The sequence below is a fragment of the Limnohabitans sp. 63ED37-2 genome, assembly GCF_001412535.1.
Taxonomy (GTDB): Bacteria; Pseudomonadota; Gammaproteobacteria; order Burkholderiales; family Burkholderiaceae_C; genus Limnohabitans_A.
On the sequence record NZ_CP011774.1, the window covers coordinates 3,077,872 to 3,100,671 of the forward strand.

The following is a 22,800-nucleotide window of genomic DNA, read 5'->3' on the forward strand; positions in this document are numbered from 1 at the left end:
AAGCAGCAAGAAGGCCACTTTAAATACGGCCTTTTCTGGGAGTAGCGTCTGAACAGTAGAGGTCTAACTTGCTCAGATGTAATACAGACGATCCCGGACCAAACGGGCAGCGCGGCGGGTCATCAGGGTCTCCAGATCACGGACCGGGCTTTGGGACTGGCTGGCTCGGTCCATGGCCACTTGCAGGTCGCTCATCAGGCGTGGGTCGGTCTGGGCCATGGACCACAAACGTTCGTCAGCGCGGCTGCGGGCCACATGGGCCGACCAGGCATCCAGGCCGGTCATCAGGTTTTGCGCCAGGTGGCGCGTCAGGCCGCGCAGAACAACGATGGCCAACACGGCCACGGCCCACAGCGCCAGCCAAGCGGCCACCACATGGGATTCGGCCCAGCTGTCGATCATCTGATCGACACCAACGACCAATGCGGCCACGCCTGCAGCCAGCAAGAGGTTCGCGAGGGTTTTGCTCGAAGAGCGGGGGGCTGTGTTGACAGCAGGCATGGCGGGCAAGGTGCCCAAGACAGATTTAGCGGTGGTGTTCATTTTGTGTTCCCTTGATTCAGTTTTGTTTTCTTTGGCAATCCAAAACAACAAAACCATATGTCGAATCATAGGGTTTTTACCAATGTTGTTCAACTTTATCTTCTTAATGGCCTTCATTCATAATGGTGATAGTTGAAAACAAACCCATGCCCTCCGCCATCCCCCACTCTTTTCGAACCCTTGACCTGAATTTGCTGCGGGTGTTCGACGAGGTGATGGCCGAGCGCAGCCTGACCCGGGCCGCGCACAACCTGGCGCTGACCCAACCGGCCGTGAGCAATGCCTTGCGCCGATTGCGCGAGGCCTTGGGCGATGAACTGGTGCGCCGCCACGGACACGGCATCGAACCCACGCCCCGGGCGCTTGCGCTCTGGCCCAGTGTGCGCGAGGCCCTGCGCCAATTGCAGGCGGCCATCGTGCCCAGCGCTTTTGAGCCGCAGCAAGCCAACAGCACCTTTGTGCTGGCCATGGCGGACGCCACCGCCGCCGAACTCATGGGCGGGTTGGCGCGCGAACTGGAGCTGCAGGCGCCGGGCGTGTCCTTGCGTGTGCTGCCCCTGACCACACGCGACCCGCGCAAACTGCTGAGCGAAGACAGCGCCGACATCGCGCTGGGCTACTTTCCGGCGGTGCTGGCCGACCTGACGGCTCGCGCCCAGTCGGGCGAGGCCATCCCCTTTGAACACCAGCGCCTGTATTCGGGTGAGTACGTGTGTGTGATGCGCAAGGGCCACCCGCTGGCCAAGCGGCCCATCAGCCTGCAGGACTATTGCGCGGCTCGCCATTTGCTGGTCAGCTTTTCTGGGCGGGCTTATGGCTTTGTGGACGAAGCCTTGGCCGCCATCGGGCAGCAAAGGCGCATCGTGCTCACGGTGAACCAGTTTTTCACGGCCGGGCGGGTGGTGGTGAACTCCGATTTGCTCACCGTGCTGCCGCGCCACTTTGTGCCCACCACCGGCATGTCCCATGAACTGGTGCTGCACGACCTGCCTTTTGACGTGCCGCCTGTGCAAGTGCACGCCATTTGGCACCGCAAACGCCAACAAGACAGCCCACACCAATGGCTGCGCGCCCAACTGCAACAAGTGGCGCGGCAGGCATTTGGCAACCCTCTGCCAACCAGCGACATCCCCACATGAAGATCCAACTCCTGTCCGACCTGCACCTGGAGTCCAACCCCGACTTCATGCCCAGCCCGGCGCCCGGTGCCGATGTGCTGGTGCTGGCGGGTGACATTGGCTCTTACCAAACTGGCTCGGCCCTGGCCCAGGCGGGCGACGGCGACTTTGGCCTGGCGCGGTTCTCGCCGCTGCACGGCTGGCCCACACCCGTGCTCTTTGTGCCCGGCAACCACGAGTACGACGGGCTGGACTTTGACGAAGCCCACACCCGGCTGCACCAAACCTGCGAGCGGCTGGGCATCACTTGGTTGGAGCGCGAGGTGCTGCATCTGGGCGGCGTGCGCTTTGCGGGCACCACGCTGTGGACCGATTTTGACGCGCTGGGGCCGCTGGCCGGGCAGCCCATCCCCGACCCGCTGACCGACAAAATTCCGGCGCACTTCAGCCACCCCAACAGCCAATACACACGCCAACTCAAAGCCCGCGACAAGGCCTTTCGGGCCGCCAACTATTACCTGCGCAAAACGCTGACCACGCGACAAGGCGAGCCTTGGCTGGCCGAGGACCTGCGCGAGCAAGCCCTGCGATGCCAGGACTGGCTGAGCGCTGCGCTGCGCGCGCCTTTTGCGGGGCCCACCGTGGTGGTCACGCACTTTGCGCCCAGCTTGGGCAGCGCCGACCCGCGCTACGGCCGGGTGCCGGGCACAGCGGGTTTTTGCAACGCGCTCGACCACTTGCTGCCACAGGCCCAGTTGTGGCTGCACGGCCATTTGCATTGCCCGAGTGACTACACCCAAAACGGCTGCCGCGTGGTGGCCAACCCGCTGGGTTATGCGCGCAAAAACGAACAGGTGACGTTCCAAGCGCAATGCCTGCTGGAAGTTCGAGGCACATAAGGCCCAGCACGCACGTGGCCGAAAAGGCGTCCACGCCAGCCTCTGATTTCATGACCTAGGTCAAGGCTTCACGGCCCAGCGCGGCTTAAAGTGAAGTCTTCTTTGATCCGCAACAGGAGACCCCTCATGAAAATCTTATTGGCCGTTGACGGCAGTGAATACACCAAAAAAATGCTGGCCTATCTGACCACGCACGACGAGCTCTTCAGCACGAACAACAGCTACACCCTGCTGACGGTGAACCCCCAACTGCCCCCCCGCGCTCGCGCTGCTGTGGGCAAAGACATGGTGGACGCCTATCACCGAGAGGAAGCCGAAAAAGTGCTCAGCCCGGTCACCAAGTTTTTGCTGCGCCACGGCATCGACGCCAAGACCGTGGCCAAAGTCGGCCATGCGGGTGAGACCATCTCCAAAACCGCCGACAGCGGCAAGTTTGATCTGGTGGTGATGGGCTCACACGGTCACGGCACCTTGGGCAACGTGATCATGGGCTCGGTGGCCACCCAGGTGTTGGCGCACTGCAAAGTGCCTGTGCTGCTGGTGCGTTAAAGCGCTGGATTCAGCGGGCGTTGAGCCCGTCAAAGCAGGTGCTCATCACCAAGTCGAGAATTTGATCGTCGGTGTGTTGCTCGCCCATCTTGAGGAACTCGAGCACCGGGTCGCAGGCCCGGGCAAACAAGGTGTAGAGCACCGCGACCGCGGGCAGCGCCTTGTTGATCTGGCCCTGCGCTTGGGCCTCTTCGATCCAGCCGCCCAAGGCATCGCTGACTTCCATCAAGCCGTCCATGTAGTCCTTGCTGGCCATCAAGGTGGCACGCAGGCTGGAGTTCTGGCTGGGCAATGAGGGCATCAGGCCTTGCAGTTTGAGCGTCATGGTCCAGCGGGTCACGGCCTTGATCTTCTCCAGCGGGGCCAATTGGGGGTCGGTGCTCTGGATCACCTCTTGCGCCCGGCGCATGGCCGTGACCATGGCAGCGCAGGCCAGCTCTTCCTTGCTGGTGAAGTGTTTGTACAGGCTGGCTTTGGCGATGCCCACCTCGGCGGCCACCTCGTCCACCGTCATCGCGTCAAAACCTTTTTCGGCCAACAGGCGGTTGACCGACTGGATGATGGCGGTCTCGCGGGCAGCGAGCATCTGGACTTTGAAGGACTTCTTGGGCGCGGTCACGTTGGTGGTGTTCATGCAACGATTCTAGCCGTGCGGCCCAAAAAAAGACCGCATGGTAACCCTTGGATACGGCCGGGTCTTTTCAAGACCCCGCAAGCACACCGGCCACGCCTTGCTGCACGGTCCAGCGCCCCTGCAGCCCCAGCCGGGCTTCGGGCTGGGCCGGGTGTGGGGTGGTCAAGAACTGCGCATCCAGCCGTTCAGGCCGGATGTCGATCAGGGTGTAGCCCCGCTCGTCCGAGCGGGCGTGGCGGATGTCTGGGTTCTCGCGCTGGATTTGCGCCATGAGTTTGGTCGACATGCCCCGGGTGGACACCGAGGTGGTGACCAACTCGCTGGCCACCACGGGCGAGCGCTCATCGCCCGCTTGCACGCGCAAGTGCGCCGCCACATTGGCATGGATGTCACCGCCGAGCATGACCACATCGCTCAGTCGCGCATCGGCCACCGTCTGCAAGAGCCGCGCCCGCGCTTGGGGGTAACCGTCCCAGCCATCGGTAAATGCGCTGCGCCCCAAGGGGGTCTGTACACCGCTGCTGGCCATCAAGGTGGACTGCGCCAGCAGTTTCCAGCGCCGCTGGCTTTGTGTGAGGCCCGCCGTGAGCCATTGTTCTTGGGCCTGACCGAGCATGCTGCGCGCCGGGTCGGCCAAGGCATCACAGCCCATGACCACGCGCCCACCCCCGCGCATCAGGTCGGGGCAGGCCTGGTGGTCGCGGTGCTGGCGGCAGTCCAGGGTCCACAAATCGGCCAGCGTGCCCCAAGCCATGCGGTCGTGGATACGCATCTGGCTGGGCTGCTGCGGATCAGGCCCCAGGCGCAGCGGCATGTGCTCAAAATAAGCCTGGTACGCCGCCGCCCGTCGCTGCAAGAACACCACCGAGTCGGTGAAGTTCTTGTCGAGATCGTTGGCGTAATCGTTCACCACCTCGTGGTCGTCCCAGGTCATGAGCCAGGGGTGGACCGCATGGCAAGCTTGCAGGTCGGGGTCGCTCTTGTAGTGCGCATGGCGGGCGCGGTAGGCGTCCAGCGTGGTGGGCATGCCGCCTTCGTGGGCGCGGATTTTGTATTGTTTGTTGCTGCTTTCGTAGATGTAGTCACCCACAAAGAGCACCAAGTCCAGATCTTGCGCGGCCATGTCGCGGTGCGCAGAAAAGTGGCCTTGCTCGTAATGCTGGCAAGACGCCAGGCCCAGGCGCAGGCGGCGCACAGCCTCGTTCAAAGCCGGGCTGGTGCGGGTGCGGCCCACCGGGCTCACGGCACTGCCGGAGCTGAAGCGGAACCAGTAATGCCGCCCCGGCTGCAGGCCATCGGCCAGCACATGCAGGCTGTGGCCCCGGCGGGCGTCGGTGCTCAGGCGCCACTGGCGCAGGGGTTGGCGCAAGGCCTCGTCGGCAAACAGCTCACACACCACCGAAGCGCCCGATGCCTGGTGGGCGGCATCGGCCTCATCGATGCGCAAACGCGTCCACAGCACCACACTGCCCGGCTGCGGCTGGCCACTGGCCACGCCCAAGCTGAAAGGGTTGACCCGCCAGCGCGGCGGCGCGCTTTGCGCCCGCACGCCGGGTGTGACCCACGGCGCCAATGCGGCAGCCAGCGCCGCGCGGTGCCAATCGCGGCGTGACCAAGTCGGGCTGAGGCGGGGGGTGATGGGCATGGCGCGTGGGGTGTTGGGCGTTGCGGTTGGCATGTTAACCGGGCGCATCGGGGGTGACAGGCCGCACGGGCAGGGGACGGCACAATGGGCAACATGAGCGCATCGACCCGCCCCCGCAAAGACAACCTGGACGCCTTGGCCGTGGGCACTTTGCTGGTGTGCTGCATGTTTTGGGGCTTCCAACAGGTGCTGGTCAAAGCCACCGTGGCCGAGTTGCCGCCGGTTTTTGTTTCGGCCGTGCGCGGCTTGGGGGCCACGCTGCTGCTGTGGCTGTGGTGCCAGTGGCGGGGCGTCAAGCTGTTTGAGCGCGACGGCAGCTTGTGGGCCGGATTGCTGGTGGGCTGCTTGTTTGCCGCCGAATTTGCCTTCATCTACATCGGGCTGCAACACACCACCGCCTCGCGGCTCACCGTCTTTTTGTACACCTCGCCTTTTTGGGTGGCGGCCTTGCTGCCTTTGTTCATCCGCACCGAAGGCCTGAAACCCTTGCAATGGGTGGGCATGGCCTGCGCTTTTGCGGCCGTGGTGTTTGCCTTGCGCGAAGGCTTTGGCGGCGGCGGTGCCACGGGCGACCTGATGGGCCTGGCCGCAGGTGCTTTGTGGGGTCTGACCACCGTGGCCATCCGCGCTTGCAACCTGACACGCATCTCGGCTGAGAAGCTGCTTTTTTACCAACTGGCCGTCAGCACCGCCGTGTTGGTCGGGGTCTCACACGGCATGGGCGAGCCTTGGGGCGGCAGCTGGAGTGGCTTTGCCATCGGTTCGGTCGCGGTGCAAACCGTGGTCGGTGCCTTCGCCAGCTATTTGGCCTGGATGTGGATGCTCGGCCACTACCCGGCCACCAAGATTTCGGCCTTTGTTTTTTTGACGCCACTGTTCGCCCTGTTGTTTGGCCTGCTCTGGCTGGGCGAAGCTGTGACCCTGACCTTGGTGCTGTCCCTGGCCTTGGTGGCCGTGGGCATTGTGCTGGTCAACCGCAAATGAACGCCCCCAAAACCCTTGAACGTTTTCGCTTTTTGAAAGAAACCCATGACCTACCAAGCCCTGCAAATCCACAAAGACGACGCCGGTTACCGCTGCACCTTGCAAACGCTGGATGACAGCGCCTTGCCCGAAGGCGACGTGACGGTGCAGGTGGACTACTCCACCCTCAACTACAAAGACGGCCTGGCCATCACCGGCAAATCGCCCGTGGTGCGCAAGTTCCCGCTCACGCCCGGCATTGACCTGTCGGGCACCGTGACCGAGAGCCAACACCCGCTGTTCAAAGCGGGTGACCAAGTGGTGCTGAACGGCTGGGGCGTGGGCGAAAGCCACAGTGGCGGCTTGGCGCAAAAGGCGCGCCTGAAGGGCGACTGGCTGGTCAAACTGCCTGCCGCTTTCACCCCGCGCCAGGCCATGGCCATTGGCACCGCCGGTTACACCGCCATGCTGTGTGTGATGGCGCTGCAAAAGCACGGCGTCACGCCAGGCAGTGGCGACATTTTGGTCACGGGTGCGGGCGGCGGAGTGGGCAGCGTGGCGATCGCGCTGTTGGCCAAACTGGGTTACCGCGTGGTGGCGAGCACAGGCCGCCTACAAGAAGCCGACTACCTGCGCCAGCTGGGCGCGGCCGACGTGATGGACCGGGCCGAACTGTCGGCCCCCGGCAAGCCGCTGGCCAAAGAGCGCTGGGCGGGCGTGGTCGACACCGTGGGCAGCCACACCCTGGCCAACGCCTGCGCCAGCACGAAATACGGCGGCGTGGTCACGGCCTGCGGCCTGGCGCAAGGCATGGACTTTCCATCGAGCGTGGCGCCCTTCATCTTGCGCGGCGTAACGCTGGCGGGTATCGACAGCGTGATGGCCCCGCGTGCCGTGCGCGAAGCCGCTTGGGCGCGTTTGGCCCAGGACCTGGACACTGCGCAGCTGGAGCGCATGACCCGCGAAGTGGGCTTGGCCGACGCCATCGGTCTGGGCGCAGAAATTTTGGCGGGTCAGGTGCGTGGGCGGGTGGTGGTGAACGTGAACGCTTGATAACGCCCTGCAAGTGCTCGCCACCGAAGCACTGGTCAGGGGCAAATCAAAGGGTCAACGCTCACTTGCCAAACAAGTGAGTCACTTTCTGCCACGCCAGCAGCAACCAGCCAGAGCGTTCCACTTCGGCCTGCGCCACCAGCAAGGTTTCACCCACAGGCTTGCCGTTCGCTGTGGCGACCACTTTGCCGATCACGGCGCCTTTGGCGATGGTTGCTTCCAGGCCCGGCTTGAGTTCGAACTGGGTCTGCACTTGCTGGCCACGGGGCACCGTGAGCATCCACGGTGCGCCCAGCACAGCCGCCACCGTGTCGGTCTTGCCAAAGCTGACCTTGGCGTTGGCGACCACCGCATTGGGCTGAATGGGCGTGACTTTTTCAAACTGGCTGTAGCCCCAACCGAGCAGCTCACGTGTCAGGTCGGCACGCGCCTGCGCGCTGTAGGTGTTGAGGATGACCGAGATCAGACGCATCTCGTTGCGCTTGGCGGATGTGACCAGACAAAAACCTGCCTCTGCGGTATGGCCAGTTTTGAGGCCGTCCACGCTAGGGTCGGTGTAGAGCAGGGCATTGCGGTTGCCTTGCTTGATGCCGTTGTACTTGAACTCGCGCTCGGCATAGATCGGGTAGTACTCGCTGCCATCGCGGATGATGGCGCGGGCCAGGATGGCCAGATCTTTCGCAGACGATTTGTGTGCCGGGTCGGGCAAGCCGGTGGGGTTGACGAAGTTCGTGTTGGTCATGCCCAAGCGTTGGGCTTCGGCGTTCATCAACTTGGCAAAGCCCGCTTCGGAGCCCGCCATGTGCTCGGCAATCGCCTTGGACGCGTCGTTTCCGGACTGCACGATGATGCCGCGCAGCAGGTCGATCACGGTGGCTTGGCTGTTGAGCGGCAAATACATGCACGACTCGGCGCTGGTGCCTCGGCACCACGCGTTTTCGCTCACGGTGACCAGGTCAGTGGGCTTGAGTTTGCCGGTGCGCAGTGCCTGCTCAACGATGTAGCTGGTCATCATTTTGGTGAGGGAAGCGGGCGGCAAGGCTTCGTCGGCGTTGGCCGAAGCCAACACTTGGCCGGAGTCGTAATCCATCAGCAACCACGCTTTGGCAGGCAGGGCAGGCGCGTTGTCGGCCAACGCGACTTGGGCCGCCAAAGGTGGTAATGCGTTGGCGGCGAGCGCCGCTTTTTTGCCGGGTGCAGCTTTTTTGTTGGGCACCGCTTTTTTGCTGGTAACAGCCTTCTTGGCGGCAGAGACCTTGCTCGCCGTGTTTTTGCCTTCGGCTTGTTTGGCCGCGAAAGTTGCGGAGCTGGGCAGCAGAACGCCAGCGGCGACGGCGAGGAGGACGGAAAGGAGAGAAGAGGTCTTGATGTGCATGGCTTTGTTCGGCTGAGCGCTGATTGTCGCTGAACCATTAATGTAGGTGGCCAGCCATTCGAGGGGCGGTTGATTCATGGGCCCAAGGACCCGATTCACGGCGCACAAGTCAGCCCTCAAGCCACCGCCAGCCTTGCATCTTCTGACAACAAGTCAATCAAGTCCCGCGCAAAGCCCGGCAGCTCGTCGATGTTGCGCACACAAATCTGCATGGACCGGATGGCCCAAGCGTCAGACAGAGGCACCAGGCGGATGGCCATGCTGCGGGCATGGCGGCGGGCAGCGGATTCGGGCAGCACGCCCACGCCCACACCGGCTTCGATCATGCGGCAGGCCGACTCGAAGCTGCTGACCTGGATGCGCACCTTGAGCGGCTTGTTCAGCTGCTCGCACTCGCGGTTCAAGAAGGCGTGCAAGGCGCTGGCTTCGTGCAGGCCCACATGGTCAAACTCCAGCGCGTCAATGAGCGGCATGCTAGGCAAGTCGGCGACAGGGTGGCCATCGGGCACCACCAGCACCAAGCTGTCCGACCGGTAAGGCAGGGTTTGCAGGGTTTCGGTGCGCACAGACCCGGCCACGATGCCGATGTCGGTCTTGCCGTCCATCACAGCGCGCACGATTTCATTGGACAGTTTTTCTTGCAGGTCGATGTTCACATCGGGGTGCGTGGCCAAATAACGCTTGAGCACCTCGGGCAAAAACTCACCTAAAGCGGTGGTGTTAGCGTACACACGCAGGTGGCCTTTGATACCGCTGGCGTATTCCTGCAGGTCGCCGCGCAGGTGCTCGATCTGGCCCAGCACCAGCCGCGCCCGATGCACAAAGGCCTGGCCCGGTGGTGTGAGCGTCACGCCCTGGCTGTGGCGGTTGAGCAGTTTGGCCCCGATGCTTTCTTCGAGGTTCTTGATGCGCGTGCTGGCCGCAGGCAGCGAGATGAACGAAGCCTCAGCCCCTTTGGTGAGGCTGTTGGCTTCGGCCACCCGCACCATGAGGCGCAAATCAACCAGATCGAAATGAACAGACATGGGGGGATTGTGCCAGCGGGGGCGGCCCCCTCATGGCTCAGCGCTCGCGCAGCAAACTGCGCGCCAGCAGCAGCACAGGCGGGTCGACCATCTTGCCGTCCACACTGAACGCGCCGCCGCCTGCCGCCACTTCGGCGGCCAGCACGCGGCGAGCCCAGTCGCGCTCGGCATCGGTCGGGACCAGGGCCTGGTGCACACCCGCCACCTGCGCGGGGTGAATGCACAGCTTGGCCCCAAAGCCGAAGCGTCGGCTGCGCTGGGCGTCTGCAGCCAGCACCTCGGCGTCTTGCGTGGCGGTGGTCACACCATCCACCGGGGCTGGCAAACCCGCACGGCGCGAAGCCACCACCATCGCCAGCCGCACTGGGGCCAATTCGGCTTCGTCGGGTCCGCAGCGGAGCCCCAAATCGGCCTGCAAATCGATGTGGCCCAGACCCAGGCGCAAGGTGCCTGCTGCGCGGGCGATGGCGTCCATCTGCCCCACGCCCTCGGCGCTTTCTATCAAGGGCAAAACGCGTTTGCTGCTGGTGCGAAAAGCCTGCTCGACCTGCTGCGGGTTTTCGGCCTTGGGCAGCATGAGCGCGCCCAGACCCGTCAGGATGGCCACGGCAGCCAGGTCGGCCTCGTGCCAGGGGGTGCCTGCCGGATTCACGCGCACCAAAAGGCGTGCGCGTTCGGCCGCATCAAAATCCTTCCAAGCATCCATCAGCGCGGCGCGGGCTGTGTCTTTGGCGTCCAGCGGCACAGCATCTTCGAGGTCGATGATGACCGCATCGACACCACTGGCCAATGCCTTGGCAAAGCGCTCGGGGCGGTTGCCGGGCACAAACAAAAAGCTGCGCGCCTGCGCCAAGCGCGAAGGCTCTGGCGTCACACTCATGGCAGCAGCGGGCCCACCGTGGGCCAGCTGGCCACTTGCCACAGCGCGTCCACACTCTGGCGCATGGCTTCGGGCGTGGCACCGCCGCTGAAGGCCGCCAGGCGCAGGGCTTTGTCGGTGATCTCTTTGCGCGACAAGGTGTTGCCCGGGTCGCCCTTGGGCTCGTCCACACGGCCGTGCAGCACGCGGCCATCGGTGGTGGTCACCGTCACTTTGCCGATCCAGCGCTTGGGGTAAGCGCTGTCCACTTCGGCGTCGAGCACCATGCTGACTTTGTCGCGCAGGGCCTGGGTGGCTTGGCTCAAAAAGTCGCGGTCGAATTCGGTCAGGCCCGCGTGGCCGTGTTGCGCCACCAGCGCCAACACCGTGCCCATGGAAAACTTGCTTTGATGCACCGTGACGGGCCGCACCACCGGACCGAGCACGTCGATGGCACCTTGGTGCACATGCGTCACCACTTGGGCCAGGTCATCCAGCTTCAAACCATGCGTCTGCATGACATGCAGCAGCGCATCGGCCGCTGGGTGAGTGTGGCGGCAGCTGGCGTGGTACTTGAACGAGGTCTCGGCCGTGGCCCAGCGCGTGCCCAGGCCATCCACCAAGCGGCTGGGGTCGGCATCACTCGACATGCCCACGGCCATGCCTTGTGGACCTTCCAGAATTTCTGCTGCGCCCGTGAAGCCGTCTTTGGCCAAATAAGCCGACATCAAGCCTGCCCCGGCAGCGTGTGCGGTGTGCAGCTGTTTGCTGTCGGCGGCGGTGCGCAAAAATTCCCACAGGCCCGCCGACTGCGTGCCCGCCGAGCCCAGCGCGTGCTGCATTTGCTGCGCGTTCAGGCCCAACAAATGGCCCACTGCCGCTGCTGCGGCCAGCGTGCCTGCGGTGCCGGTGGTGTGAAACACGCGGTAATGCGAGCGCCCCAAAAATTCACCCACACGGATGCCCACTTCGTAGCCAACCACCGATGCGGCCAGCAGCTGCTGACCACTTGCACCCAGGGCCTGCGCCACCGCCACCGCAGGCGAAAACACCACCGTGGCCGGGTGGAACACCGAGCCGTTATGCACATCGTCTTGCTCGGCCACATGCGAGGCCGCCGCGTTCGCCATGGCGGCCAAATACGGCGTGGTGCGGGCGCGGTTGATGATGACTTCAGAAGGCCCTTGGGCCGGGCCCATGGCCTGCGCAAAGCGGGTGATGCTCTCCACCGGACGCGAGCCGTGCCCTGCCACGGCCGAGCCAAACCAGTCGACCAGCAGGTCTTCGATCTTGCGGACCACCGGCTCGGGAATGTCTTCGAAGCGCAGGCTTGCGGCAAAGGCGGCGAGTTGGGCGGTGTTGGATGACGTGCTGTGTGCCATGGCGGTCTCGTTGTCCTTGGGTTTAGGGTGGCAGGGTCAAATGGCTTTGTTCGTGCGCAGCGCTTGCACCGCCACATCGTCCAGGCCCAGCTCGCGCAGGATGGCCTCGGTGTGCTCGCCCACGGCAGGCACGGCGTCCATGCGGTAGTCGTAACGGTTGTTGCGCCCGGGCGGCAACAGGGCGGGGATGTGGCCCGCAGGGGAGCGCACTTGCTGCCAGCGCTCACGCGCCTTGAGCTGCGGGTGCGCCCAAACCCCGGCCATATCGTTCATGCGGGCATTGGCAATTTGCGCTTGGTCCAGCCGCGCCTCGACGTCGCTTGTGCTCATGCGGGCGAACATGCCCACGATGAGTTGCTTGAGCTGCGCACGGTTCTCGCTGCGCAAGGCGTTGGTGCAAAAGCGCGGATCGTTGGCCAGTGCGGCGTCGCCCAACACCACGTCGCAAAAGACTTTCCACTCGCGCTCGTTTTGCAGGCCCAGCATCACGGTGCCACCATCGCCCGCTGCAAACGGGCCATAGGGGTAGATGCTGGCGTGCGAGGCGGCGCTGCGCGGCGGCGGGGTGGCGCCGTCATGTGCGTAGTACAGCGGGTAGCCCATCCACTCGGCCAGCGCTTCGAGCATGGACACATCGATGTGGCTGCCCTGGCCGGTTTTGCCGCGCAAGAGCAGGGCGGAAAGGATGTTGGTGTAGGCGTACATGCCCGCCGCGATGTCGGCGATCGAGTTACCGGTTTTGGACGGGTCCTCAGGCGTGCCGGTGATCGACAACATGCCCGCCTCGCTCTGGATCAAGAGGTCGTAGGCTTTTTTGTCGCGGTAGGGGCCATCTTCGCCGTAGCCCGAGATGTCGCACACGATCAACTTCGGATGTGTGGGGCTGAGCGCCTCAAACGACAGGCCCATGCGCGCGGCTGCACCAGGGGCCAGGTTTTGCACCAGCACATCGGCGCTTTGCAGCAAGCTGTTCAGCACGGCCATGGCGTCGGGGTTTTTGAGGTCGAGCGTGAGGCTCTCTTTGGACCGGTTGGTCCACACAAAGTGAGAGGATTGGCCGCGCACCCGCGTGTCGTAGGCCCGCGCAAAATCACCCGCGCCGGGGCGCTCGATCTTGATGACGCGTGCGCCCAAATCGGCCAGTTGGCGGGTGCAAAAGGGCGCGGCAATCGCGTGTTCGAGAGAGACGACGGTGATGCCGTCCAGAGGTCTTGGCGATGTCATGTCAGAACGGATGTCAGAACGAACGGGGCAGCCCGAGGATGTGCTCGGCCACGTAGCTGAAGATCATGTTGGTCGAGACCGGGGCCACCTGGTACAGGCGGGTCTCGCGGAACTTGCGCTCGATGTCGTATTCACACGCAAAGCCAAAACCGCCGTGCGTTTGCAGGCAGACGTTGGCCGCTTCCCAACTGGCCTTGGCCGCGAGGTATTTGGCCATGTTGGCTTCGGCCCCAGCGTTTTGCATCGCGTCGATTTTTTCGCAGGCTTTCCAGCGCATGAGGTTGGCAGCTTCCAGCTCAATGAAGGCGTCGGCAATCGGGAACTGCACGCCTTGGTTTTGGCCGATGGGGCGGCCGAACACCACACGGTCTTTGGCGTATTGGGTGGCTCGGTCAATGAACCAGTAGCCGTCGCCAATGCACTCGGCCGCGATCAGCACACGCTCGGCGTTCAGGCCGTCGAGCAAAGTCTTGAAGCCCTTGCCCTCTTCACCCAAGAGCGCGTCTTCGGGGATTTCGAGGTTGTCAAAAAACAGCTCGTTGGTCTCGTGGTTGACCATGTTCAAGATAGGCCGCACCGTGAGGCCGTTGCCGATCGCTTGCTTGAGGTCAATCAAGAAGCACGACAAACCTTCGGAGCGCTTGGTGACCTGGTCGGCAGGCGTGGTGCGGGCCAGCAAGATCATCAGGTCGCTGTGCTGGATGCGCGAGATCCAGACCTTCTGGCCGTTGATGACCCAGCGGCCGTCTTTTTTGACGGCGGTGGTTTTGAGCTTGGTGGTGTCGCTGCCCGTGGTGGGCTCAGTCACGCCCATGGACTGGATGCGCAACTCGCCTGTGGCGATCTTGGGCAAGAGAAAATTTTTCTGCGCGTCAGAGCCGCTGCGCACGATGGCGTTCATGACGTACATCTGGCCGTGGCACGCGCCCGAGTTGCCGCCCGAGCGGTTGATCTCTTCCATGATGACCGAGGCCTCGGCCATGGACAGGCCCGAGCCGCCGTATTGCTGCGGGATCAGCGCGGCCATCCAGCCCGCCTTGGTGAGGGCGTCGACAAACTCTTCGGGGTAACCACGTTTTTCGTCGACCTTGCGGTGGTACTCGTCAGGGAACTGGGCGCACAGGGCGCGCACGGCGTCGCGGATGTCTTGGTATTGGTCGGGTGAGGTGTGCATGGTGTTGGTATAGGTGAAAAGTTTCAAGCCAAGGTGGCTTGCGCTTGCATGGTGAGCCAGCCTTCGTGGTCGCAGGCCCACAGCTCAACCGTCTTGCCGTCGGCAGACGGGCGGCCGTTCAAGCGGAAAGGGTGAAGGTCAAAGGTGGGGCGCACGGCGCGGAACTGGAACGAAGCCAGCCGCACTCCGGGCACTTGCCTGCGCACCAGGTCCACCAACAAAGTAGCAATGAGCGGACCGTGCACGATGAGGCCGGGGTAGCCCTCTTCTTGCGTGACGTAGCTGCGGTCGTAATGGATGCGGTGCCCGTTGAAGGTGAGTGCCGAATAGCGAAACAACGACACCGGATCGGGCACAAATTCGCGCTGCCAGGGCGCGTCAGCCTCAGCCGCGGTGGGTGGCACTTCGGGCGCACCGGGCACAGCCGCTGCGCGGTAAACGATGTCGTGGGTTTCGGTCAGGCACAGACCTTGGGCGTTGCTGAAAGCATGCTCGACTTCGACAAACAGCAGGTCGCCCGTGCGGCCCGATTTGTGTTTGACCGAGGCGATGCGCGAATGCTTTTGCGCGGCGTCGCCCACACGCAGCGGGTTGTCGACCTGCCAATGCAAGCGTCCCCCGGCCCACATGCGGCGCGGCAGCGGCACGGGTGGCAAAAAGCCCCCGCGCAAGGGGTGACCGTCAGGCCCGATCTGGCTTTGTGGGGCCTGCGGTAAAAAGTAGAGCCAGTGCCACAGCGGTGGCACTTCACTGCCCGCGGCTTGGCGGGGGTCATCGCGGTCGAGCAAGGCACTTTGGCCACGCAACGGGGCGGCCACGATCTCGTCAGCGAGTGTTTCGTTGCGGCCCTCCCAGCTGCGCAGGTGCGCAACCTGATCGGCGTCTAAGGTGGTGGGGGTGTTCATAAGTTCGATCTTCGCCGAGTCGGGGCCACGGGGCCGTCTGTGTTTGTGAAAGTCCGCCTTTGTCAGTCCAAAAGGGGCGTTCAGGCGCTGCCGGTTTGCGCGGCGCTCCACTGCTCAAGCAGCTCGCGCTTGAGCACCTTGCCACTCAGGGTCATGGGCATCTCGGGCACCAGCACCAGCGCCGAGGGCCGCTTGTAGGGCGACAGGTGTTCGTGGGCATGGGCCTTCAGGGCCTGCAGGTCCAGCTGAACGCCCGGCTTGGCTTCGATGAAGGCCAAAATGTCCTCGTTGCCATCGGCCGCTTTGCGCCCGACCACCGCCGCTTTTTGCACACCGGGCCAGGCCAGGAACACGGCCTCGACCTCGCCGGGGTAGACGTTGAAACCGGAGCGGATGATCATCTCTTTGAGGCGACCCACCACCTGCAAAGCGCCGTCAGCATCTTGTCGGCCCAGGTCGCCGCTGGCGTACCAGCCGCCAGTCTTGATCACCTGAGCCGTGATCTCGGGGTCACGGAAATAACCGGGCATCAGGCCTACGCCGCGCATCCAGATTTCGCCCGTCTCGCCAGCAGGCAGGTCTTGCCCATCGGGGCCCATGATGCGCAGCTCGGCCCCCTCGACTAAGTAGCCCGCGCTGGTGTCGTTGCGCTGTTCGTTCAGGCGGCACAGGGTCAAAGCGCCTGCGTATTCCGACAGGCCATAACCATGGTGCAAGGGTTTGCCAAAACGCGCTTCAATCGCTTGCTTGACACTCAGGTCCAGCGGTGCAGCGCCTGTGTAAACGTAGCGCAAATCCGGAGCGACCGGCTGCCTTATGCCTTGGCCATCCAGCCAGCCCAGCAAGCGGGTGAACATGGCGGGCGGGCCTTGCAGCTGCGTGAGGCCATGGTGGGCCAGCGCGTCAAACACATCGGCCGGATCGAACTGACTGCGCATGAGCAGGCCCGATCCCGCATGCAAGGAGGCCATGAGCACCGTGCCCAGACCAAAGATGTGTGTCATGGGCAAATAGGCGTAAGACCGGTCCGAGGCCCAGAGCTGGCGCGACTGCGCCGACACCCGCGCAAACTGCAGCAAGCCAGCGTGCGTAAGCATCACACCTTTGGGCTGTCCGGTGGTGCCCGACGTGAAGATGATCGCAGCGACCTGCTCAGCCAGCTCACCGCTTTGTGCTGTGTCATGCGGATTGACGAGCGTGCGCTGCAAGCCGGGCAGCACGCTGGCCTGGGTGCCGTGCTGCGCCGCGTGCTGGCGTGCCGCCTCGGACACACCCACCGTGAAATACAGCACACGGGCATCGGCCTTGTTGGCAAAGGCGGCCACTTCGGATGCCGTCATGCGGGCATTGACGCCGCAGGCCCAGGCCCCCACACGGCTGCAGGCCAGCACCAGGGCCACATGCTCGGGACAGTTTTCGGCGGCCACCAGCACACGGTCGCCCACACGCACACCCGCTTGGCGCAGCTCGGCTTCGAGCAGGTCCACCTGCTGGGCCAACTGGCCCAGCGTCATCACCCCTTGCGTCAAATACAAAAAGGGGTGCTCAGGGGCCTGTGCGACGCGTTCATCAAACAGCTGATGAATGCGCGTGTGCGGTGAGTTCAATTGCAAAGCCATGTTTTATTCGAAGGTCATGCCTTTGGTGACCTCGGCCCACAGCGCGTGTTCACGGCGCATACGGTCGGCAAGGTCAGCGGGTTTGGCGTTCCAAATCACGTAGCCTTGGTCCACCCAGCGCTTGTTCAGCTCGGGGTCTTGCAAGGCACGGGCTGTGGCGGCGGTGATCTTCTGGCTGAGTTCGGCACTCATGCCCAGCGGGCCATACAGGCCGTACCAGCCGCCCACGTCGTAATCACGGATGCCCAACTCGGTCATGCTGGGCAGCTGCGGCAGGGCCGGGTTGCGCTCTTTGGACGTCACCGCCAAAGGCCGCACCTTGCCGCCATCGATGTGGGCCTTGGCCCCACCCACGATGTCAAACATCATCTGGATCTGTCCGCCCATGACATCGGTCATGGCCGGGGCATTGCCCTTGTAAGGGACATGGGTCATGTTGATGCCCGCACGGCGCGCGAACAGCTCTCCGCTCAGGTGGTTCGAAGCGCCCATGCCCGCCGAGCCATAGGCCAGCTTGCCCGGATTGGCTTTTCCAAAGGCCACCAACTCGGGCAAGGTTTTAAAGGGCTGGTTCTGGTTGATGACCAGCACGTTGGCGTAGCTCAGGATGGTGGCCAGCGGGGTCATGTCCTTGAGTGGGTCAAAGGCCATGGCCTTGAGCACATGGGGGCTGATGGTCATGGTGGGGCTGGCGGCATAGAAAATTTCCAGCGAGTTGGGTGCCGACTTGACCACGGTGTTGCCTGCCACCGCACCACCTGCACCTGGACGGTTTTCCACGATCACGGGCTGGCCCAGTTCGCGGCTGAGCACGGGCGCAAACACACGCGCCGATGAGTCCACGGGTCCGCCTGGGGCATAACCCACGATGAGTTTGACGGTGTTACTGCCTGTGGACTGGGCCCACAGGGGCAGGGCAGTTGCTGTGCAAGCCGCCCCCAAAAGGGCCATCAGTAAACGGCGCTGGGTGGATGAGGTTTTGGTCATGCTTTGTCTCCTAGGGTTGTCATCGGTTTTTACTTCGGGAACTCGGTGGGGCCGCCGCTCAAGGGGGAAGGGCCCAGTTCTGCGCACGCGCCAAGGTGGCACGGCAGTCGGCCACCATGCGCTCGATCAGGTCGGCGCAATGCGGGATGTCGTTGATGAGGCCAATCACCTGACCGGCAGCGACCACGCCGCCATCGATATCGCCCGACTGCAGGGCCTGGTTGCCGCGCTGGCCAGCGACCAGATGGCGGATGTCTTCAAAGCTGCAACCGCCTTCGCGGTTTTCGGTGGCCACCACTTCTTGCGAGACCGCGTTGCTCCAAGCCCGCGTGGTGTTGCGCATGGTGCGGAACATCAGTTTTGTGTCGCGCTCGGTGGCGCCCACCAGCGCTTGTTTGATGTTGTCGTGCACCGGCGCTTCTTGTGTGACCAAAAAGCGCGTGCCCATGTTCACGCCCTCGGCACCCAGCGCCATGGCCGCGGCCATGCCTCGCCCGTCGGCAATGCCGCCGGAGGCAATGACCGGCACACGCAGCGCTTGGCACGCCAAGGGGATCAGCACCAGGCCGGGCACATCGTCCTCGCCGGGGTGGCCAGCGCATTCAAAACCATCGATGCTGATCATGTCCACACCGTTGCGCTCGGCGCTCAGGGCATGGCGCACCGAGGTGCATTTGTGCACGATGGTGATGCCCGCGTCCTTCATGCGGCCAATGAACTCTTTGGGGCTGTTGCCCGCCGTCTCCACGATCTTCACACCGCTGTCGATGATGGCCTGCAGGTACTCGGCATAAGGCGGCGGGTTGATCGAAGGCAAGATGGTGAGGTTCACACCAAAGGGCTGATCGGTCAGTGTGCGGGTGCGGGCGATCTCAAGCGCCAAGGCTTGTGGTGTGGGCTGGGTGAGCGCTGTGAGCACACCCAAGCCCCCCGCGTTGGACACGGCCGAGACCAGCTCGGCCTTGCCTACCCACTGCATGCCGCCCTGAATGATCGGGTAGCGAATGCCCAGGGCTTCGGTGACGCGGGTTTTCATGCCGCGATCAGTTCAAGGTGATCTTGGCGTCACGGATGATGCGCGCATAAATTTCGGCATCGGACTTGATCACCTTGGCAAAGTTTTCTTGCGTATCGCCGCCGGGAATCAGGCCCATGGCTTCGATCTTTTCACGCACATCGGGCAGCTTGAGGATGCGTTGGATTTCTACGGAGAATTTGTCCACCACCGGCTTGGGCGTGGCCGCAGGCAAGAACAAACCAAACCAGCCCAGCGGCTCGAAGGAGTTAAGGCCTTGCTCCTTGAGGGTGGGCACATTGGGCAGCCACGACAGGCGCTCTGTGCCCGTCACGCCCAACAGCTTGAACTTGGGGAAGTGCTGGCGCGATGAACCCGCGTCCATGAAAGCGGTGGACAACTGCCCACCCAACATGGCCGTGACCAAAGGCGCTGCGCCTTGGTAAGGGATGTGCAGCAGGTCCATGCCTGTTTGCATGTTGAGCAGCTCCCCTTGCAGGTGGGCCGAGGTACCGGGGCCATAAGTGCCAAAGCTGTACTTGCCGGGACTGGCCTTGACCAGCTTGATCAAGTCGGCCAGGTTGTTGACCGGCAAACTGGTGCTGGCCGCGAATACGCTGGGGCTAATGGCCACGCGGCTGATGGGCGTGAAGTCTTTGATCGGGTCGTAGGGCAATTTCATCAGCGAAATTTGCTGGAGCAAAGCCACGATGCTGAACAGGACGGTGTGCCCATCGGCAGGCCCTTTGGCCACCAGGTTGGCCCCGATGGTGCCGCCCGCACCGGGCTTGTTGTCGACCACCACGTTTTGCTGCCAGTTGTCTTGCATCTTTTGCGCCACCATGCGGGCCAGCACATCGGTGGCGCCGCCTGCGGGATAAGGCACGATGAACTTGATGGGCTGGCTGGGGTAAGCGGTCTGCGCTTGGGCCGTGCCCATCAGCGCCAAGCTGCTGAGCGTGGCCAGGGCCATGCGGCGGGTGAAAGTCTTTGTCATGCCTTGTCTCCTTGGTGGTTTTGTCGTGAAATGACGCTGAAAAATCTCAAGCCCGGGCCTCGCGCACCATGTTGCGGCCAATGATGATTTGTTGTATCTGGGTCGTACCCTCATACAGGCGAAACAGGCGCACGTCGCGGTAAAAGCGCTCGATGCCGTATTCGGCCAGGTAACCCGCGCCGCCCAAAATCTGCACCGCCCGATCGGCCACACGGCCACACATCTCGGACGCGAACATCTTGCAGCACGAGGCTTCGGTGGACACGCTGCGGCCTTCGTCGCGCTTGCGGGCGGCGTCGATCACCATGCACTCGGCCGCGTACAGCTCGGCCTTGCTGTCGGCCAGCATGGCCTGCACCAGCTGGAACTCGGCAATGGACTGGCCGAATTGCTTGCGGTCGATGGCGTAGCGCAGCGCGTCATCGAGGATGCGCTGGGCCACGCCCACACACACGGCGGCCAGGTGGATGCGGCCTTTTTCGAGCACCTTCATCGCGGTCTTGAAGCCTTGGCCTTCTTGGCCACCAATCAGGTTGGCGGCGGGCACACGCACGTTGTCAAACATCACGTCGCAGGTGTGGGCGCCTTTTTGGCCCATCTTCTTGTCGTTCTTGCCCAGGCTGATGCCAGGCGATTGGGCGTCGACGATGAAGGCCGACACGCCGCCCGCGCCCTTGTCGGCCGGGTTGGTGCGGGCCATGAGCGTGAAGATTTTGGAATGCGGCGCATTGGTGATGTAGCGCTTGGTGCCGTTGACCACGTAATGGTCACCGTCCAGGATGGCGGTGGTGCGCAGCGATGCCGCGTCCGAGCCCGCATCAGGCTCGGTCAGTGCAAACGAAGACGACAACTCGCCCGTGGCCAGCTTGGGCAGGTAATAGGCTTTTTGTTCTTCGGTGCCGTCCATCAAAATGCCCTGCGAGCCGATGCCCACCGTGGTGCCGATCACCGAGCGGAAAGCGGGCGAGGTCTTGCACAGCTCAAACAACAGACGCGACTCTTCTTCCATGGTCAGCTCCAAGCCGCCATAGGACTCGGGGATGGTCAGGCCAAACAGACCCATCTCGCGCATCTCTTGCACGATGGCTTCCGGGATCTCGTCGGTGTCGGCGACTTCGTTCTCGGCAGGCACCAAACGCTCGCGCACAAAACGGCGCACGGAGTCGAGCAGGGCTTCAAAGGTTTCGGGGTCTCGGATCATGACTTGCTCACAAGGTTTCAAAGGTGCCGAGGATGGCTGTGGACTGGCTCGACAGCGTGCCGCCGTTGCCGTGGGCAAGTGCGGTCTGGGCGCCCTGCACCTGGCGCTCGCCGCCTTCGCCGCGCAACTGGCGCACGGCTTCGATGACAGTAAAGATGCCGTACATGCCCGGGTGCGTGCACGACAAGCCGCCGCCGTTGGTGTTGACCGCCAGGCGGCCACCGGGTGCGATCGCGCCGCCTTCAACAAATGCGCCGCCTTCGCCTTTTTTGCAAAAGCCCAGGTCTTCCAGAAAGAGCAAGGTGTTGATGGTGAAGGCGTCGTACAGCTGCACCACGTTCATGTCGGCGGGCGTGAGGCCTGCCATGGCAAAAGCTACGCGCCCGGACTGGCTGGCCGATGTGACGGTGAGGTCGTGCATGGACGAGACCTGGCGGTTCCAGTTGGCGGTGGCGTTGCCCAACACGTACACAGGTTTCTTCGGCAAATCGCGCGCACGGTCGGCACGCACCAGCACAAAGGCGCCGCCGCCGTCGGTGACCAGGCAGCAGTCGCGCACCGACAAGGGGTCGGACACCATGCGGGCCTTGAGCACCTCGTCAATCGACAGCGGATCGCGCATGAAGGCTTCGGGGTTGCGCTGCGCCCAGGCGCGTGCGGCCACCGCCACTTCGGCCAACTGGCGTCGGGTGGTGCCGTACTCGTGCATGTGCCGGCGCGTGGCCAGCGCGTAGGCGCTCAGCGGCTGCATCGGGGCGTAGGGGGTTTCGTAGGGCTGCGGGTCCATCACGCGGCGGGCCTGCGCGATCTCAGCGCGGCCAAAGGTGGACGTGCGCTGCGTGCTGCCGTAACACACCAGCACCGCGTTGCACTGGCCCGACTGCAAAGCCATCATGGCAGGCAAGAGGTGCGCCACAAAACTGGAGCCGCCGAGCATGGTGCCGTTGATGTAGCGCGGGTTGATGCCCAAATACTCGGTCACCGGCATCGGCCACATGGTGGACAGCACACTGGCCGTGCACAGGCCATCGATGTCGCTCATCTTGAGTCCTGCATCGGCCACGGCGGCGTGCGCGGCGCGGGCCAGCACTTCCATCTCGGTGAAACCCGTGGCTTCGCCGCAACCGAAAGTGGCCACGCCCGCGATGGCGGCGCTGCCGCGCAAAGCTTTGAGCGCTGAGGACGAATGCACCGCAGCCGACGCGGCCGGGCCACGGGGCACGGGCTTTGCCGTAGCAACGGCATCGACCGGGTCAAACACCACCACGCCTTGGCCCTTGTCGACCACCACACGGGCTTGCACCCGCTGGCCCACCTGCACTGCGTCGACAGGGGCCATTTCAACCCGGCTCATCAGGCGAACACCTTCATCCAGATCGATCAGGCAGACGTTGTAGTCGCCACCCGCGTCGGGCTTGCGGCGCACCGTTGTGACCGAATACACCGTGCCCAGGCCCGTGGGGGCCACCAGCGCGAGTGCGTTGCTGCCGCAGTGCGGGCAGACCTCACGCGGAAAGTAAATGTGCTGCCCGCAATCACCGCATAGCTGAATCAGGAAGCGGCCTTCGGCCAAGGCGGCTTGGTGCTGCGCGAACACGCCGGAATTTTTGTTTTCTGAAGCCATGGTCATCGC

21 protein-coding genes and 1 pseudogene are annotated in these 22,800 nt (G+C 63.6%); 5 read left to right on the plus strand and 17 right to left on the minus strand.

The features are described from left to right. Positions 1–72: 72 nt before the first annotated feature. The gene (locus L63ED372_RS14645; protein ID WP_156343639.1) at positions 73–543 is read right to left on the minus strand and encodes a hypothetical protein; all 471 of its coding nucleotides are present in this window, start codon (positions 541–543) and stop codon (positions 73–75) included. 146 nt (positions 544–689) lie between these two features. On the opposite strand from L63ED372_RS14645, the gene L63ED372_RS14650 reads away from it, so the two are divergent. The 3 genes from L63ED372_RS14650 to L63ED372_RS14660 all read left to right on the plus strand — a co-directional run bounded on the left by L63ED372_RS14650 (position 690) and on the right by L63ED372_RS14660 (position 3,109). Beyond that, positions 690–1,682 carry a LysR family transcriptional regulator gene (locus L63ED372_RS14650; RefSeq protein ID WP_062408192.1) on the plus strand — a complete coding sequence of 331 codons (993 nt, stop codon included), beginning with the start codon at positions 690–692 and terminating at the stop codon, positions 1,680–1,682. Next, entirely contained in the window at positions 1,679–2,560 is an 882-nt protein-coding gene (locus L63ED372_RS14655; RefSeq protein WP_062406982.1) for a metallophosphoesterase, read from the plus strand. Before L63ED372_RS14650 ends, L63ED372_RS14655 begins: the two co-directional genes overlap by 4 nt. Positions 2,561–2,686: 126 nt before the next feature. Next, a complete protein-coding gene (locus tag L63ED372_RS14660; RefSeq protein WP_062406984.1) occupies positions 2,687–3,109 on the plus strand; it encodes a universal stress protein in 423 nt (140 codons plus the stop codon). Between the two features lie 10 nt (positions 3,110–3,119). On the opposite strand, the gene L63ED372_RS14665 is transcribed toward L63ED372_RS14660, so the two are convergent. After that, positions 3,120–3,743 carry a TetR/AcrR family transcriptional regulator gene (locus L63ED372_RS14665; RefSeq protein ID WP_062406987.1) on the minus strand — a complete coding sequence of 208 codons (624 nt, stop codon included), beginning with the start codon at positions 3,741–3,743 and terminating at the stop codon, positions 3,120–3,122. A 67-nt stretch (positions 3,744–3,810) separates the two neighbouring features. After that, positions 3,811–5,388 carry an alkaline phosphatase D family protein gene (locus L63ED372_RS14670; protein ID WP_062408194.1) on the minus strand — a complete coding sequence of 526 codons (1,578 nt, stop codon included), beginning with the start codon at positions 5,386–5,388 and terminating at the stop codon, positions 3,811–3,813. 93 nt (positions 5,389–5,481) lie between these two features. Here L63ED372_RS14670 and L63ED372_RS14675 point away from each other — a divergent pair, with 93 nt between their 5' ends. Beyond that, positions 5,482–6,372: a DMT family transporter gene (locus tag L63ED372_RS14675; RefSeq protein WP_062408196.1), complete on the plus strand. Its 891-nt coding sequence runs from the start codon at positions 5,482–5,484 to the stop codon at positions 6,370–6,372. Between the two features lie 45 nt (positions 6,373–6,417). After that, positions 6,418–7,404 (plus strand): acrylyl-CoA reductase (NADPH), encoded by a 987-nt coding sequence (acuI, locus tag L63ED372_RS14680; RefSeq protein WP_062406989.1) that lies wholly within the window; start codon positions 6,418–6,420, stop codon positions 7,402–7,404. A gap of 61 nt (positions 7,405–7,465) precedes the next feature. Here the strand turns inward: acuI and L63ED372_RS14685 are convergent, their stop codons facing one another. The 14 genes and pseudogenes from L63ED372_RS14685 to L63ED372_RS16630 all read right to left on the minus strand — a co-directional run. Then, a complete protein-coding gene (locus L63ED372_RS14685; protein ID WP_156343640.1) occupies positions 7,466–8,779 on the minus strand; it encodes a D-alanyl-D-alanine carboxypeptidase family protein in 1,314 nt (437 codons plus the stop codon). A gap of 116 nt (positions 8,780–8,895) precedes the next feature. Then, positions 8,896–9,804 carry a LysR substrate-binding domain-containing protein gene (locus tag L63ED372_RS14690; RefSeq protein ID WP_062406991.1) on the minus strand — a complete coding sequence of 303 codons (909 nt, stop codon included), beginning with the start codon at positions 9,802–9,804 and terminating at the stop codon, positions 8,896–8,898. Between the two features lie 37 nt (positions 9,805–9,841). Further along, entirely contained in the window at positions 9,842–10,684 is an 843-nt protein-coding gene (locus L63ED372_RS14695) for an HpcH/HpaI aldolase/citrate lyase family protein (protein WP_062406993.1), read from the minus strand. Then, positions 10,681–12,045 carry an MmgE/PrpD family protein gene (locus L63ED372_RS14700; protein ID WP_062406995.1) on the minus strand — a complete coding sequence of 455 codons (1,365 nt, stop codon included), beginning with the start codon at positions 12,043–12,045 and terminating at the stop codon, positions 10,681–10,683. The genes L63ED372_RS14695 and L63ED372_RS14700 overlap by 4 nt, the downstream gene beginning before the upstream one ends. A gap of 36 nt (positions 12,046–12,081) precedes the next feature. Beyond that, a complete protein-coding gene (locus tag L63ED372_RS14705) occupies positions 12,082–13,269 on the minus strand; it encodes a CaiB/BaiF CoA transferase family protein (RefSeq protein WP_062406997.1) in 1,188 nt (395 codons plus the stop codon). Between the two features lie 13 nt (positions 13,270–13,282). Further along, a complete protein-coding gene (locus tag L63ED372_RS14710; protein WP_062406999.1) occupies positions 13,283–14,443 on the minus strand; it encodes an acyl-CoA dehydrogenase family protein in 1,161 nt (386 codons plus the stop codon). Positions 14,444–14,466: 23 nt separating this feature from the next. Beyond that, the gene (locus L63ED372_RS14715) at positions 14,467–15,348 is read right to left on the minus strand and encodes an FAS1-like dehydratase domain-containing protein (protein WP_062408200.1); all 882 of its coding nucleotides are present in this window, start codon (positions 15,346–15,348) and stop codon (positions 14,467–14,469) included. 80 nt (positions 15,349–15,428) lie between these two features. Beyond that, positions 15,429–16,967: a class I adenylate-forming enzyme family protein gene (locus tag L63ED372_RS14720; protein WP_062407001.1), complete on the minus strand. Its 1,539-nt coding sequence runs from the start codon at positions 16,965–16,967 to the stop codon at positions 15,429–15,431. 3 nt (positions 16,968–16,970) lie between these two features. Next, positions 16,971–17,954 carry a Bug family tripartite tricarboxylate transporter substrate binding protein gene (locus L63ED372_RS14725; RefSeq protein ID WP_062407003.1) on the minus strand — a complete coding sequence of 328 codons (984 nt, stop codon included), beginning with the start codon at positions 17,952–17,954 and terminating at the stop codon, positions 16,971–16,973. 58 nt (positions 17,955–18,012) lie between these two features. Then, the gene (locus tag L63ED372_RS14730; protein WP_062407005.1) at positions 18,013–18,990 is read right to left on the minus strand and encodes an NAD(P)H-dependent flavin oxidoreductase; all 978 of its coding nucleotides are present in this window, start codon (positions 18,988–18,990) and stop codon (positions 18,013–18,015) included. Between the two features lie 7 nt (positions 18,991–18,997). Beyond that, positions 18,998–19,966, minus strand: a complete 969-nt coding sequence (locus L63ED372_RS14735; RefSeq protein ID WP_062407007.1) for a Bug family tripartite tricarboxylate transporter substrate binding protein — start codon at positions 19,964–19,966, stop codon at positions 18,998–19,000. Between the two features lie 46 nt (positions 19,967–20,012). Then, a complete protein-coding gene (locus L63ED372_RS14740) occupies positions 20,013–21,167 on the minus strand; it encodes an acyl-CoA dehydrogenase family protein (RefSeq protein WP_062407009.1) in 1,155 nt (384 codons plus the stop codon). Positions 21,168–21,174: 7 nt separating this feature from the next. Beyond that, complete coding sequence (locus tag L63ED372_RS14745) at positions 21,175–22,359, minus strand: thiolase (protein ID WP_442915166.1); 1,185 nt, start codon at positions 22,357–22,359, stop codon at positions 21,175–21,177. 156 nt (positions 22,360–22,515) lie between these two features. After that, positions 22,516–22,797 (minus strand): annotated as a pseudogene (locus L63ED372_RS16630) (Zn-ribbon domain-containing OB-fold protein); the annotation flags it as partial. Positions 22,798–22,800: the final 3 nt, after the last annotated feature.